At 41.3% G+C, this 16,348-nt stretch carries 10 protein-coding genes; 2 read left to right on the top strand and 8 right to left on the bottom strand.

Annotated elements, in window-relative coordinates; translation table 11 throughout:
* Positions 1-44 precede the first annotated feature (44 nt).
* Positions 45-1,439: a nucleotide sugar dehydrogenase gene (locus BST86_RS07445; protein WP_105982715.1), complete on the bottom strand. Its 1,395-nt coding sequence runs from the start codon at positions 1,437-1,439 to the stop codon at positions 45-47.
* 497 nt (positions 1,440-1,936) lie between these two features.
* Between BST86_RS07445 and BST86_RS07450 the strand changes: the two genes are divergently transcribed.
* A complete protein-coding gene (locus BST86_RS07450; RefSeq protein ID WP_105982716.1) occupies positions 1,937-3,226 on the top strand; it encodes an OmpA family protein in 1,290 nt (429 codons plus the stop codon).
* Between the two features lie 712 nt (positions 3,227-3,938).
* Here the strand turns inward: BST86_RS07450 and BST86_RS07455 are convergent.
* From BST86_RS07455 to BST86_RS07485, 7 genes are all read right to left on the bottom strand, one after another.
* Positions 3,939-5,753 (bottom strand): DUF885 domain-containing protein, encoded by a 1,815-nt coding sequence (locus BST86_RS07455; RefSeq protein ID WP_105982717.1) that lies wholly within the window; start codon positions 5,751-5,753, stop codon positions 3,939-3,941.
* Positions 5,754-5,759: 6 nt separating this feature from the next.
* Positions 5,760-7,808, bottom strand: a complete 2,049-nt coding sequence (locus tag BST86_RS07460) for a protein-disulfide reductase DsbD family protein (protein ID WP_242446488.1) — start codon at positions 7,806-7,808, stop codon at positions 5,760-5,762.
* A complete protein-coding gene (gene tilS / locus BST86_RS07465; protein ID WP_105982718.1) occupies positions 7,796-9,127 on the bottom strand; it encodes a tRNA lysidine(34) synthetase TilS in 1,332 nt (443 codons plus the stop codon). Before tilS ends, BST86_RS07460 begins: the two co-directional genes overlap by 13 nt.
* A 9-nt stretch (positions 9,128-9,136) precedes the next feature.
* Positions 9,137-10,450, bottom strand: coding sequence for an aminodeoxychorismate synthase component I (gene pabB, locus BST86_RS07470; protein WP_105982719.1), 1,314 nt, complete (start codon positions 10,448-10,450; stop codon positions 9,137-9,139).
* Positions 10,451-10,554: 104 nt separating this feature from the next.
* Positions 10,555-12,804 (bottom strand): TonB-dependent receptor, encoded by a 2,250-nt coding sequence (locus BST86_RS07475; protein ID WP_105982720.1) that lies wholly within the window; start codon positions 12,802-12,804, stop codon positions 10,555-10,557.
* A gap of 151 nt (positions 12,805-12,955) precedes the next feature.
* The gene (gene lpdA, locus BST86_RS07480) at positions 12,956-14,356 is read right to left on the bottom strand and encodes a dihydrolipoyl dehydrogenase (protein ID WP_105982721.1); all 1,401 of its coding nucleotides are present in this window, start codon (positions 14,354-14,356) and stop codon (positions 12,956-12,958) included.
* Between the two features lie 50 nt (positions 14,357-14,406).
* Complete coding sequence (locus tag BST86_RS07485) at positions 14,407-15,732, bottom strand: NAD(P)/FAD-dependent oxidoreductase (RefSeq protein ID WP_105982722.1); 1,326 nt, start codon at positions 15,730-15,732, stop codon at positions 14,407-14,409.
* 121 nt (positions 15,733-15,853) lie between these two features.
* Here BST86_RS07485 and BST86_RS07490 point away from each other — a divergent pair, with 121 nt between their 5' ends.
* On the top strand, positions 15,854-16,348 hold the full coding sequence (locus tag BST86_RS07490) for an RNA polymerase sigma factor (RefSeq protein ID WP_055413254.1): 495 nt from the start codon (positions 15,854-15,856) through the stop codon (positions 16,346-16,348).

Here is a 16,348-nt window from a genome sequence, read left to right on the forward strand (position 1 = left end):
ATTTATTCGCCTTTGTATCCGCCTGTCGGTAGAAAGGAAGACAATCACCCTTTACCTATGGCAAAACCTCTAAAACCTATATTCTCCAAAGCTGGCATATCCAGAATAGCTCTACCATCAAATATAAATGCGGGTTTTAACATTCGGTCAAATACATGCTCCCAATCAATCTCCTTGAATTCATCCCATTCGGTCATGACTGCCACGGCATGTGCATCATCAAACAATTCATCATAGTTGTTAGCCACGGTAACTAAGTTTCTGTTTTCAGATTCACTTCTTGTATTCAGGTAATCGAGATCTGCATAGATCTGTTCTGCGGTTACTTTAGGATCATATACAACTAGCTCTGCCATCTCGCTCAAAAGATAATCGGCTACATATATGGCAGCTGATTCTCTAGTGTCGTTGGTGTCCTTTTTAAAAGCCCAGCCTAAAAGCACAATCTTCTTACCGTTGACCGTATTATATAAAGTGCTGATGATCTTTTGAGCAAAGCGTCGTTTTTGATAGTCATTCATTTTAATGACCTGATGCCAATAGTCAGCTACTTCTTGCAAGCCATACGTTTGACATAAATAGACCAGATTTAAAATATCCTTTTGGAAACAGGAGCCTCCAAAACCTACACTTGACTTTAGAAACTTAGGACCTATTCTAGAATCTTGCCCTATGGCACGTGCGACTTCATCCACATCAGCTTCCGTAGCCTCACATAGAGCGCTCAGACTATTGATACTTGATACGCGTTGCGCCAGAAAGGCGTTTGCGGTAAGTTTAGAAAGCTCTGAGGACCATACATTAGTCAATAGGATACGCTCGCTTGGAATCCAATTATGAAATACGTCGTGCAAGGCTTGCATAGCAACCTCACCTTCCTCAGTTCGCTCACCACCTATTAAAACTCTATCGGGCTCTAATAGATCTTGTACGGCGGTACCTTCTGCAAGAAATTCTGGGTTGGATAAGACTTGAAAGTTTACTCCATTTCCAGTACTGGAAAGGATAGATTTTAGAGCCTCTGCCGTTCGAACAGGTAATGTGGATTTTTCCACGATAATCTTGTCCGTCTTGGCTACGGCTGCTATCTGTCTAGCGCAAAGCTCGATATATTTTAGGTCAGCCGCCATTCCTTTCCCTATACCATAGGTCTTCGTGGGCGTATTCACCGAAATGAAAATCATATCAGCATCTAAAATCGCTTGATCAACATCAGTGCTGAAAAATAGATTGCGACCTCTAGCTTGGGCAACGATCGCTGAAAGTCCGGGCTCGTAAATGGGTAACTTGTCTAAATCAGTCTCGTTCCATGCGGCAATACGCTGCTTATTTAAATCAACGACGTTGACTTTAATATCAGGACATTTTGCTGCGATAACCGACATGGTAGGTCCTCCTACGTACCCAGCTCCTATACAGCAGATGTTTTTAATGTTCATACTAAATTTAAAAGTTTAAAATCATCAATATAAACCAATTTTATAATGTTCTATTAGATGACACTGTATAGATTTTAAAGTTCAAAATTAAGGCATTATCGACATATATTATTGATGATACGTTTTTAAACTTGATCTGCATCATCTGAACTCTTTCCAAAAATGAAGATGCTATTACAGTGTTGCCATTTAAAATTTGTTCTTAATATCGTGTACATTGATAATGACCGGTAACTAAAATCAACCGTACCAACTTTATTTAAAAGTTTTAGAGTCTGTTTAAGATACAAATCTTTAAGTACTCTTGCTTTCTTCAATAAGAATATCTCTAAAAAAGCTGATTAACAATTTGGATTTCAATAAAATTTGAGTGTTTAAATCGGAAATTGACAACCCAGAAGACAAATAATAGTTAAATACTTCTTTTAGCATCATTTTAGCTTCCTATTTATTTTAACAATTATATATTTGCTTCCTGAAAGCAAAAAAAACTTACAATGAAGAAATTATTATTTTCAGTTTTATTAATGAGTGGTGCAGCCGCGATGGCTCAAGACACAATGATGGACGATGATCGCACGGCAGATCGCGAAGTTATCCCTTACAACCAGTGGTCGATTGACTTTGGTGTAGGTGTACACAAACCAGTACGCCCAGTGGCTGGTGGTTATTTTACAAACACTCCATCTTTTGGTCAAGCAGATCTTGGGGTACGTTACATGATTAACGACAAGTTTGGTCTTAGTTTAGAAGGAGGTTATGGCCGTTTTGAAAACGATGACGATAGCAATGCTTTTGAAACACAACTGTACCGTGTATCCCTTGAAGGTGTCGTGAACGCAGGAAACTTCTTAGGTTTTAAAGAATGGACCAACAGATTTGGTTTATTAGTTCATGGAGGTATGGGTGTAACAGGCTTAAAATATCAGGAGCCTTTAGATATTGAAGACATGGACCAAATGTTAAATTTTACAGTAGGAGTAACTCCACAGTTACGTTTATCTGATAGAATTGCTCTTTTTGGTGATCTTTCAATTTTCGGTCATGTAAGACAAGACAGAACTTTTGATGGTACACAACCACAAGTTCTTAGAGGATTTGACGGATTCTTAGTAAATGCTTCGGTGGGTGCTTCTTTTTACCTAGGTGGTAATGAAGTGCATGCAGACTGGTATGACAACAGTGTTGACACTAGATTAGATAATCTTGAAGATAGAGTAGCAATTCTTGAAACGAACAATGCTGACGATGATCAAGATGGCGTGCCAAATTATTTAGACCGCGACAACACTACAGAAAGTGGCGTACGTGTCGATACTAAAGGTCGTGCTCTAGATCTTAATAAGAATGGTATTCCAGATGATATGGAATCTGCTCTTGATGCAAGATATGCAATGAAAGGTGCTACCAATGGTACGGATGGTAATGCTGACGGAATGATTGAGAAATTAATCAACGATGGTTATGTAAACGTATATTTTGAGTTCAACAGTACTAAGCCAACTCAATATTCTTTATCTTCTATCAACTTCTTGGCAACGTACATGAAGGATAACCCAAGTGCTTCTGCAACCTTGACAGGTTATGCTGACGAACTAGGTTCTGATGAGTATAATCAAGACTTATCTGAGCGTAGAGCGAAAATGGTAAACGATATCTTAGTCGCAACTGGAGTTGATGCTGGCAGATTATCTTACGAAGGTAACGGTGAGGATGCTTCTGTTGAGAAGTCTAGCTCTCCTGCAAGACAATTGGTAAGAAGAGTGAAGTTCCAAGTGAACAACTAATTCTAACTTAGTTATAAATAAAAAGGGCTACCCATCGGTAGCCCTTTTTTTATGTTTCAAATGTAATGGATCAGCAGTGTCACCATAATAAATGCTTAATCACAATACAGCATTCTGGAATTTTCGTGATCTCAATTCCCGCTTTTTGAAGCTTCATAAACCAGCGTTACATTGAAGTCATAGATCACCTCAAATCAAACACAAAGGTAATTCGGACGAGTTGCAGCTATCTGAAAATACTAATATTTTGGATTATAAAATCTAGAGGTTACTTAGGGGATACTAGGGAGATACTTAGGGGATAGTGTATGAGGAGTGTATGGGTGACTCGACTATTACTCGACTGCTATTCGACTGTTATTCGACTAATACTCGACCATATAGTATCGATCAAGTATATAAGAGTAATAGAACAATTATGGAAACGTACCTGATTTTTTGTTGAGAGATAAACAGCGATAGCTTTATAGATTCTGCTCCTTTAAGTTTTATCGATTGTTATTCCCAAACTCATTAAAGTTAATGCAAAGTTGATGGCTACCTCTCCTAAGTTCAAGCAAAGACTAGGAAAAATCTACCGAGAGGCAATACTGATAAAGGCATTGATCAAAATGCCTAACAAGCTCCGATGTAAAGGTAACTGTAACGGAACTTAAGCTTCCTTTACTGGAAACAATCCTAGTAAGGGTTTTATCAAGGTGTTTGAACAAGATTACTTGGTGTTCTCAATATATTCATCAACCAGCTCCTCTAATATACTTAACGGTAAAGAGCCATTAGTGAGTACCACATCGTGGAAATCTTTGATATCAAAATCTTCACCTAGTGCATCTAGAGCTTTGGCTCGCAGTTGCAGGATCTTATTCATACCTACTTTATACGCAGTCGCTTGGGATGGCATTATTATATGGCGTTCTACCATTTTAATGGCATCACTTTCAGCATTAGGTGTATTTGCCATATAATATTCAATACCTTCTTCTCTACTCCATTTTTTGGAATGTATGCCGGTATCCACCACAAGGCGGCAGGCACGCCATAATTCCATGGCTAGTCTTCCAAAATCACTGTATGGGTCTTTATAAAAACCTATTTCCTTCGGGATCAACTCTGAGTAAAGTCCCCAACCTTCTACATAAGCCGTGTAAAAGGAATGCTTTCTAAATTCTGGAATACTATCCAGCTCCTGTGCGATGGCAATTTGCATATGGTGTCCAGGAATACCTTCATGATAGGCTAACGCATCCATCTGATAGGTAGGCATGGCTTTCATATCATATAAATTAGCATAGTAAGTTCCAGGACGGCTGCCGTCAGTAGCAGGTTGCTGATAAAATGCTTTGCCAGCGCTAGACTCACGAAAAGGCTCCACAGCTTTCACAATAATGTCAGCTTCAGGAAGCGTGTGGAATAATTCTGGAAGTTTTGCCTTCATGGCATTGATCTTAGTCTTGGCCTCACTCAAATACCGTTTCTTGCCTGCATCTGTGTCTGGATAATAGAATTGGTCATCATCACGCATGAATTTGAAGAAATCTTGAAGGGTTCCTTCAAATTTGACTTGTTTCATGATCTCACGCATCTCATTGTGAATGCGCTCTACTTCTTTAAGACCTAATTCATGGATCTCGTCAGCCGTCATACTTGTGGTGGTGGTTCTATTCAAAGCATGTTGATAAAACTCTGCTCCTTTAGGAAATTTCCACGCTCCATCTTCTCCAGTGGCCCGCTGCTGTTGATCTGTAAGAAACGTGATTAAGTTTTCATATGCCGGCATCACATATTGGAGTAAGGCCTCATCTGCCATGGCTTTTAATTCCTCTTTTCGTTGAGCGTCTAGATCAAGCTTATTTATTTTTTCATCAAAATCTGCTGCAAGTGTACTCTTATCGCCAAAATCGCTAAAAGGTGCACCTGTGATCACGTTACGCGAATCCTTAAGCACTTTTTCAAATACAAATCGAGGTAACAGGATACCGTTTGTTTCTCGTAACGACAGGTTGTTGGTCAACTCCTCAAACAGCGGCTGGATACCTTTCAAACGCTCAATGTATGCCAGTGCATCAGACTCACTGGCGATTTGATGCATGTTGATCAAAAATGCCGGTACTTCAGACTGCATACCATGCATCTGGTTGACAGGATAGCTGTACAAGCGATAGTCATAATCTGCTATTTTTTGTTCCTGTTCGCGCTTATACAATCGATAACTCAAAAGGTCCTGACCTTCCAGTGCCTGTTCTTCAACTTCCTTAGTCAAATATTTGAGTCGGGATTCTGCTAATTCTTTATCCTCTAGATCTCTGGCACTTGAGATATCGGTCCACTTGCCATAATCCGTTTTGATACCCATCTGGGTTTGCATTTCTGGATCTCTTGCAAGGTCTTTTTGGAATTGTGCTTCCAGCCAGTTATTGAACTCTTGGGAGATTTTAAGTTGTTCCGCTTTCGCGAAAGCGTGACTATCATTATCATTCTTACAAGAACCTAAGATTAGAATGATCGCCAGAAATACCGTCTTTCTCATAATTGATTATTTGTTAAGGCCGGATTCCAGCCAGTTTTCATATTCCTCTACATCTGGAGTGTACCCGACGGGCTCCACCAGGTCGTTCCCATTTTGATCTACAATCGCATAGAATGGCTGAGCATTCACTTGGTACCGCTCGATCTGGAAGTCACTCCATTTGTTGCCTATGGTCCTGATTTTTTTACCAGTGGTTTCAGAAACATACTGGTCTTCTTTCTCAAGATCTGCTCGCTCGTCCACGTAAAGCGATATCAAAACGAAATCATTCTTGAGCAGATCCTTGATCACCGGCTCGCCCCAAACGCGCTCTTCCATCTTGCGGCAATTGACACACGCCCAGCCTGTAAAATCGATCAAAGCAGGTTTGCCTACCTCATTGGCATAGGCAAGTCCTTGTTCATAATCGTCAAAGGTTATGATGTCATGAACGCCTAAATGCGCGCCGTCGGGAATCTCTATTTGAGCAGTATTGGCATTGCTGGAAAAACCATAAGGAGACTCGCTATAGGTCATTGGTGGTGGGAAACCACTAATCAACTTGAGCGGCGCACCCCACAACCCAGGAATCAAATACAAAGTAAAACACAGCGATAAAATCCCCAACAGCAAACGACTTACAGAGATTGACTGATCTTTATCATCATGAGGCAAACGTATCTTTCCAAACAAATAAATCGCCAAGGCTCCAAAAATAGCAATCCAGATCGCTATAAAAAGTTCTCGTTGCAACCAACCTGCTTGCCAGACCAGATCTGCATTGGACAAGAATTTGAAAGCAAATGCCAGCTCCAAAAAGCCCAAGAAAACCTTTACCGTGTTGAGCCATCCACCAGATTTAGGCAAGGCAGTCAACCAACTGGGAAACAAGGCAAAAAGTGCAAATGGTATTCCCAGTCCAAACCCAAAACCTGCCAGCCCAACGCTTAAAGCGGTCGCACCACCATCAGACGACAGCACGCTTCCCAACACGCTGCCAATCACTGGTCCCGTACATGAAAAGGAAACCAACACCAGCGTCAAGGCCATAAAAAAGATGCCTATAACACCACCTACACTAGAGGCCTTGTCTACCTTATTGATCAGCGAATTAGGCATAGTGATCTCAAAAGCACCAAAGAAGCTAATCGCAAAGACCACAAAAATGACAAAGAAGAAGATGTTCAAATAGGGATTGGTACTAAACTCATTGAACACATCTGGAGAGATGGATTCAAATAGATGAAATGGCAGACTGCATAGCACATAGATCAACAGGATGAAAAACCCATAAAGGATGCCTTGAAACTTGCCTTTAGTATTGTTTTCATTTTGCTTTGTGAAAAATGATACCGTCATGGGAATCATAGGATAAACACATGGTGTCAATAAGGCTCCAAATCCAGCCAATAAACACAAAATAAAAATGGTCGTTAGGTCATTCTCATTATCCTTTTCAATATCATCACTTAACGCCACATCGGTTGGAGTGGTCTTTTCTTTGGTTTCGACTTCTTTTAAATTAGATAAATCAGGTGCCTGTGCAACCAGTGGCTCTATGTCGTTATCGTAATAATTGTCAATAATGGAAGCAACCTCTGCACCAACGACTGCCTCTGGATTTATTTTAAAAATCAAAACTTCGGGAGATGGAGGCAGGCAGCGTTCATCGTCACAGGCTTGATAAATAGCCTCAGCCAGTATATAATCTACACTGGTGTCTAGCAGTTGCACCTTTTGTTTGAAGACGGCAAAGTCCTTGAATTGGTAGACGTCGGCCTCAAAAACCTCTGTATATTCTTTATAAGTGCCAATTTCTTGATTGGCTCCCAAAAGTTCGAATCTATTGTCGGCTTCATAAAACCGAAACTCTGTCGGAATATTACCAGCACCTACCGAAAATTGAGAGTAAATATGCCAGCCCGCATCTAGCTGTGCCGTTGAGACCAATTCGTAGGTGTTATCTCCCAAATCGTTGACCTCAACACTCCAACTGGCAGGATCTGACAGTTGAGCACTGGACAAAAAACCAACAGATACTAGAAGTACCAACCATACATTTTTCAAATAACCCATGTAACCTTTTTAATTTCTTTAGTCGATCTTGTAATGGCATGATGCCTACTGGACCTCAAACCAACAATCCATAAAATCTTGTCACCCGATTCCAAAACAAAACATCGTTCCTTATCCAATCGGGAAACTTTCTCGTTAATTAATATATCGCTCACTAATTGCGAGCCGCTCATGCCATAAGGTTCCAGCCTATCGCCTGGCCTCCATACCCGTAAAGTTAACGGATATTCCAGCCGTGACGTATCTACCAGCAATACATTATTACCCATGTGCGCCTTGACAAAATCCATGGGATCATCCACATGATGGGTTTCAATCGATAGCTGCGCCACATCAATGAAAACTGATGTAGTTTCAGGTAATAGATACCAAGTTGCGGTCACTGGATCCTTACGCTGCTCTAACCTCAATAAATCCCGATCTTTTAGCAATATATAATTATCATTCTGCAATTGTTTCCCGGTTTCTGCCTCCATCAACTGCAGGACCTCTTCCATCTTGGTAAAACCATAAGGCTGTAGCAAATAGAATAGATACTTTGCAAATCCATCCACCTTCTTTACCTCATCCAGATGTATTTCAAATGCAGTAGCATTGGGAGTTGTTACGCTTTCGCGAAAGCGTGCTACCGCATCATCCACTATACTTTCAACATCTTTGAGATAAGACAAAGTTTTGGGGAAATGAGCTCTCAAATCTGGAAGCGCGCTGTGTAGAAGCGGCAATACCTCATTACGCAACTGATTGCGCTGGTAATCGTTACTGGCATTGCTGGAATCCTCACGCCATTTCAAATCATGCTGCTGCGCGTATTCCAAAATCTGCTGTCTGGTAAAAGGCAGCAACGGTCGTATCACAGACTCGTTGATCGCAGGAATTCCTTGCAGGCCAGCGAGTCCAGCACCTCGATTTAAATTGATCAGAAACGTTTCAATTTGATCGTCCAGGTGATGTGCCGTGAGGACACCATCCAGATGATAGATGTGTTGCAGTTGCGCAAACCACTCGTATCGCAAATCCCTGGCGGCCATTTGCGTGGAAATACCACGATCTAAGGCTATTTTCTTGGTCTCAAAAGAAGTGGTTTGCAGTTCAATTGCTTGATCGCCTGCCAATTTCTTGAGGAATTGTTCATCACCATCACTTTCCGTAGCACGTAGATTGAAATTGCAATGTGCCCATTGCGCTTTTATTCCTGCCTGCTGGAGTAAATGTGCCAGAACAACACTGTCCAAACCACCACTGATGGCCAGCAAATACGAGCCTTGCATCAATTGCGGGAAGTTAGATCTTACATGTTCAACAAAAGCATCTTGCATGTTGCAAATCTAAGAAAAAGCTATGCCTTGGGACTTGAGAACCTCCATCAATGCCGCTGCTTTTACAAGACATTCTTCGTATTCATCTTCAGGATTTGCGGCTATGGTAATGGCACTACCAACACTTAGGGAAACTACCCGTTTCTGGGCATTGTAAAGTAGGGTGCGTATGACCACATTAAAATCAAAATCTCCAGTGGGTTTGAAGTAACCTACCGCACCGCTGTAAACACCACGTTTAAAGGATTCTGTTTCTTCAATGATTTTCATGGCGCTGATCTTAGGTGCGCCCGTCATGCTGCCCATGGGGAAAGTAGCCTTTATGGCGTCGATTCCTGTATGCTGGTCGTCCAACTGTGCCGTAATACTACTGATCATGTGATGCACCTGTGGGAAAGAATACAACCCAAAAAGTTCTGAAACTTCTACACTTCCCTTTTTGGCCACTCGTGACAAATCATTACGGACCAAGTCAACGATCATGACGTTTTCAGATCGTTCTTTTTGATTCTTGAGCAATTCGTTTTTAAGCTGCTCGTCCGTTGCTTGGTTGCTAGAACGTGCGGCCGTTCCCTTGATAGGTTGGGAAAGCAATTCATCAGCAGATTTCTGTAAGTAACGCTCTGGACTGGCGCTGATGATATAGTGATCATGAAATCTTGCGTAAGCTGCAAACGGTGGTCTACTGCTTTGATTCAAATCCTGATAAGCTTGTACAGGATCCAGCTTTGCATCCGCGGCGCTAAATTGGGTACACAAATTAGCTTCATAGATATCTCCTCGCTGTATATGATTTAAAAAAGATTGCGCTTTTTCTAGGTAAGCTGATTTGGAATCAGTGGCTTGAAGTTTACTTTGGGAACGGTAATCTTTAGGTTCACTTGCTGATTGATTACAGATAGATTCGAACAGATTGCTGATTTCGTTTTGATCCTCTTCATACGTGTGGAAAGTGACCTGATCGAGCCTTATCTCTATCACCATTTGGGGAACAAAGAATTGCAAATCTGGAAATTCTAAGGCGTCTGGATTCTGGCTGGTAAGTGGTTCCAATTCATTTTTCAGATCGTACCCAAAATAACCAAAAATCCAATCTTCATGCTCTTCTTGAAAATGGCGTAATTGCTTAAAAGCGGTTCCTGCGGCACATCGCAATAGATCTATCGCTCCTACAGCACATAAACAACTGTAAGTAGCCGACTCTGCCTCATTACTATCCAAAAAAACCAAAAATTCTTCCTTTTCAAAGAAGCGCAACAGTTGCTTTTTGAATGCAGCCTGATCAGAGATAGAGAAGCTATAAGAAGTTCTAGAATTGTTCACGATGCAAATGTAATTGGGATTCCATCAACACCATGAACTCTAGACAAAAATTGGTAGTACATTCAAGATCACCCTCGTGATTCTAATTACTAATCTCCTGAGATTTAAAATCTATACTGCAACAAACCTCTAATGAAGAATGGTGTTCCTGGTGTAAAGTGTATTTCTTCCACAGGAGCAGCTTCATTTTGAAGTCTTGATTCTGTAGCAAATTGGGTTTCATTCCACTCTACATCAAATAAGTTTTGAACCGCAACACCTAATCTCAGGTTGTTACTGATATCGTAATTCACATTCAAGTCAGAAACAAAATAACCTGGCGCAACGATGCTATTATCTTCATTTGCAGGACGATCACCTATATATCTATATCTAAATCCTGCGTTGAACCCGTTCCAATCCTTTAGACTCAAACCACCGGTAGAAGTGAACTTAGGAGCCAATGGGATCAAATCTGCACCATCAGGTTCATTAATAGCTCTAGCGTGAGCATAGTTTAAATTACCGTCAAAGAAAAGGTGATCTGTCAGTTGGTACCTCAATCCTAGGTCATATCCATAACGCTCGGTCTCACCGCTAGGCTCTACGATACCTGCATCACCTACATAGACAAATTCTTGCTCCAGGAATAAATACCATAATGCAGCATTCACAATAATTCTATTGGTAGGTTTCCAGATGGCTCCTAAGTCAGATCCATAGGATTTAGGTAAAATATCATCTGCTGTTTCCTGTAGCACTACACGAGTATCGTTACTGTGAAAACCTACGCCGTTTTTCAAGTACAGCTGGAAATCGTCATTCACTCGGTAGTTGAAATTCAGCTTGGGCAACAATGCTGTTTCAGTTTGTGCTTGGGTATCGTACAAAGTGGTCAGCGCATCTTTATACGTGAACTTGAATCGTTCCAATCGCAATCCAGCATCAATCAAGAAATCATTCACGTACCAGGTAGCACCCACAAATCCAGAAGTGTTGGTTTCGTTAATATCACCTAACTGAATATTCTCTAAGGTCGTACGTCTATTCAACGTGCGTGATAACTCACTACCTTCTGTGCGATCGTTGCGTAACCTGATTCCTGCAGTTAAATCAAGCTTATAATCGGCTAACTGGGTTGTGTAGGTATAAGCAGCATCAAGCCCAGCCAGGTCACGAGATTCTCGTTGTCTTATTTGGTCACCATTAATAGGATCTTCTAGGAAGAACGTAAAGTTGGAGAACAAAAGGAAGTCGTACTTAGAATAATACAAGTGAGTGCTGAAGGTTTCATTATCGCTCACCTGCATGTCATAATTGATGTTCACACTGGTGCGTGAGGTCTCGCCACCTTCTGTATCATCAATAGCACCAAATCTCCCTATCAAACCACGATCCACGGCACGTTGCGGGATCTGTCCGCTCGCGTCCCATTCACTATCAAAATGCGAGATACTTACGCCCAACTCATTGCCACTATCAGATATGTAATTGAGTTTCCCAAATAAGTTGATTCGATCAAAATTTTGTGGGCTATCAAACGGCCCATCAAATGTCAAATATTCTGTAGCTACATAAGCGCTGGTATTGCTATTATCCAACACCTGAACCAATCCCACATAACGCTGGTAATTGAAATCACCAATTTCTGAACTGATTACATTTTCACGCACATAATCCATCGTACGGAAATCCACATGTCCGGCCGTAGCAAAATTCCCTACTGCCTTATCATAGCTACCTTTTCCATAAGAGATGTTCTCAATGGTTTCAGGGATGACGAAGTGCAAGTCTGCATAACCTTGTCCATGCGCATGGGACACCATATTCACTGGCATACCGTCGACACTTATGGCAACGTCTGTACCGTGATCGATATCAAAACCTCTAAGAAACAACTGCTCTGCCTTACCACCACCAGCATGTTGTCCTATAAAAAGACCTGGCACGGCTCGCAAAACTTCTTGAGATGACGTCACCGGATTCACTTCAAGATCTGCTTGCGTGATAGTGTTAAGAACGTCAACATCATTGGTTAAGCTAATAGCATCTAAATCTATGGGCGCATCCTCGAGGACGATTTGTAGCACTTCAGATTCATCTGTTATCGCTTTCGCGAAAGCGGAATACCCCAATTTTGAGAATCGCAATTCATCACCTTCGTCCACATCGTTTAAGGAGAAATAACCCTTAGCATTAGTATGCGTGTGCTTTCCCGTTTTGACGTGAAGCACATAGACATCTTTTAAAGGTCGATCATCTGTATCCACAACCATACCGGTGATAGTATGGGCAAAAATGAGATTTGAAAATAAAATGAAGAGTAAAAGAAGCCCAGAAGGTGCATTCTTTTTAGGTGAAAATCTAGAATTCATTGGTCTATAAGGTTGTTGAATAACTACGTACGAAAAACGCATTTCAGTTTCAGACCCTTTGTTAAAGAAACCGTAAAAGAATTAACAAAACGAATAAAAACAAGCCAGCCGGCACTATTGCCGGCTGGTTTATCTATTTATTCATGTGCTTTTAAACGTGAATTGCACGATCCTCAGTCGCAGCGAGTGCAGCTTCCTTGACGGCTTCGGCATAAGTTGGGTGCGCATGAGACATGCGAGCGATATCTTCAGAACTTGCTCTAAACTCCATGGCGGTAACAGCCTCGGCAATCAAGTCTGCAACGCGTGCTCCTATCATATGAACGCCTAGAACTTCATCTGTGGCTTTGTCTGCCAAAATCTTGATGAGTCCATCAGTATCACCTGACGCTCTGGAACGACCCAATGCTCTCATAGGAAACTGACCAGATTTGTACTCAACTCCAGCTTCTTTTAGCTCTTCCTCAGTTTTACCAACACTGGCGACTTCTGGCCAAGTATAAATTACATTAGGAATCAAATTGTAATTCACGTGAGGTTTTTGACCTGCGATGGTTTCGGCGACAAAAACACCTTCTTCTTCGGCCTTGTGCGCTAGCATGATACCACGCACCACATCACCTATGGCATAGATGTTATCGACATTAGTCCTCATGTGCTCATCTACTTCTACCTGTCCACGCTCGTTGATCTTGATACCGGCAGCGGTGGCATTAAGTTTATCTGTGTAAGGACGACGCCCTACAGAAACAAGGACATAATCACCCTTGAATTCTACTTCTTCTCCTTTTTTGTTTTTGGCAGTAACGGTCACCTCATCACCATTGCGCTCTACTTTATTAACCGCATGGGATAGGTGGAATTTGACACCTTGCTTTTTCATCACTTTCATCAATTCCTTAGAAAGTGAGCTGTCCATAGCGGCAGCGATGCGGTCTAGATATTCGATTACGGTAACCTCTGCGCCTAATCGTTTATATACTTGACCTAATTCCAGCCCTATCACACCACCACCAATGATGATCATGTGTTTAGGTATTTCTTTAAGTTTCAAAGCTTCCGTAGAAGTAATGACTCTTTCTTTATCCAGTGTGATGAAAGGCAAATTTGCTGGCTTGGATCCTGTGGCCACAATGATCTTTTTAGCCTCAATCGTCTGTTCTTTCTCGCCTTCAATTTTAATGTGAGTAGCGTCTACAAAAGAACCCATTCCTGTAAAGACGTCAATCTCATTTTTCTTCATCAAATAAGCAACACCATCGCAAGTTTGAGAAACTACACTTGCTTTGCGCGCGATCATTTTTTCAAAGTTGATCTTGATATCGCCAGGAATCTCAATTCCATGCTCTTCAAAATGCTTGGTAGCATCTTCATAATGATGTGAAGAATCCAGTAATGCTTTGGACGGAATACAACCTACATTCAAACAAGTTCCTCCTAGTGTGTCATATTTTTCAATGATGGCGGTTTTCATACCTAATTGTGCACAGCGTATTGCTGCCACATATCCACCTGGTCCAGAACCGATTACTGCTACGTCATATGTACTCATAAGTCTATTTTCTACTTGTTAAAATGGATTGCAAAGATAGCAAAGGCTATTTAGATTGTTGCTTCTCCTTCGGCTATTTCACTCACCGATTTAGGTTGCGGATTTCTCTTGTTATAAGGTCTAATAATCAATCGAGCTGCGCGATCAAAATTGAAGTAATTATAGGTCCAGTTGAGGAAAACCACTATTCTATTGCGAACTCCAACTAAAAAGTATAGATGAACACCCAACCAGGCAAACCAGGCGAGAAAGCCTCCTAAGGTAAATTTACCTATGTCTGCCACTGCGCGATTTCTACCAACGGTAGCCATGGAACCTTTATCAAAATAACTAAAGGGTTTCATCTCTTTACCTTCAGCCATTCTAATTAGGTTTTTTCCAAGGTTGTCTCCTTGCTGTATGGCAGGTTGTGCCACTTGTGGGTGACCATCAGGAAAATCTTTGGTTTTCATAAAGGCTATGTCGCCTACCGCATACACATTATCAGTTCCTTCTACTTTATTAAAAAGGTCCACTTTGAGACGATTTCCTTTTTCTGTAATCATGGACTTTTCAAAGCCGCTGGGATGTGCACCAGTCACACCAGCACTCCATATAAAAGTAGCAGTTTCCAGTCGCATACCACTTTTAGTGGTTACAATGTCATCTTCATAGTTGGTGACCATTTCTTCCAGATGGACCTCAACGCCTAATTCTTTCAAATACTTATACGCTTTTAGCGAGGCCTTTCTACTAAATGGTGGCAAGACTCGATCAGCTCCATCCAGCAGGTGGATTTCCATAAAGTCTGGATTGATGTCTGGATAGTCGTTTTTGAGTACGCCGTTTTTGAATTCGGCAAAGGCTCCAGAGAGTTCTACTCCAGTAGGACCAGCTCCAGACATCACGATACGCATGAGCTTTTTTTGCTCGTTCACATCATCAGTGATGGTGGCTTTTTCTAGGTTTTGAAGCATGAGACTTCTTATATCCAGTGCCTCTGGAACGGACTTCATGGACAGTGCATTCTCCTCAATCTTATCGTTCCCAAAGAAATTGGTTTTGGTTCCCGTGGCGAGAATCAAATGATCATAATCGATCTCTCCTATACTTGTAGTAATGGAGTTTTTTTCAAGATTGACTTTCTCTACTTCCGCCATTCTGAACAGGTAATCGTGTGTCTCATCAACAATGCTGCGCAATGGAAAAGCAATGGAATCTGGTTCTAAACCACTGGTGGCTACCTGATATAAAAGTGGTTGGAAGGTGTGATAGTTATGCCTGTCTATAAGTACGACTTGAAATTTGTGCTCTGTTAGCTTTCGCGAAAGCGTAACTCCACCAAAACCGCCGCCTACAATAACGACTCTGGGATGTTGACTAGCAGGAATCTGCATGATTGGTTTTTTTATAAAATTAACCCAGGAACCCCAATATCCCTTTGCGCTTAACAATCTTTTACTAACCTTGTAACACAAACAAGGATTGAAATACTAATCCTGTAACCAAACCCAACCAGTGAGTTCTCAACTAGAAAAGGAATTTGTTGAACAGTTAGAAACGAACCAGAATATTGTCCATAAGATTTGTAGGCTTTATACGGACAATCAAGATGCTCACAACGACCTGTTTCAAGAAGTAACCATACAATTATGGAAGGCGTATCCCAAATTTAGGGGCGACTCCAAGTTCTCGACGTGGATGTATAGAGTTGCCCTTAACACGGCTATCACCCTATACCGTAAATCAAAACGCAGTGTGCAAACACAGCGCTATGACACCGTGGAATTCAAAATTGAAGATACCACTGAGGATGATGAAACCATGGAGCAACTCACCTTGCTTTACGGCGCCGTCAAACAATTGAACGATATTGAAAAGGCACTGGTCTTTCTATATCTAGAAGATAAAAATTACAAGGAAATCGCAGAAACGCTAGGTATTACTGAGGTCAACGCACGAGTGAAGATGAACAGGATCAAGACCAAATTAACGAACATTATAAATCCATAA

The organism is Nonlabens agnitus, from assembly GCF_002994045.1.
Taxonomy (GTDB): Bacteria; Bacteroidota; Bacteroidia; order Flavobacteriales; family Flavobacteriaceae; genus Nonlabens; species Nonlabens agnitus.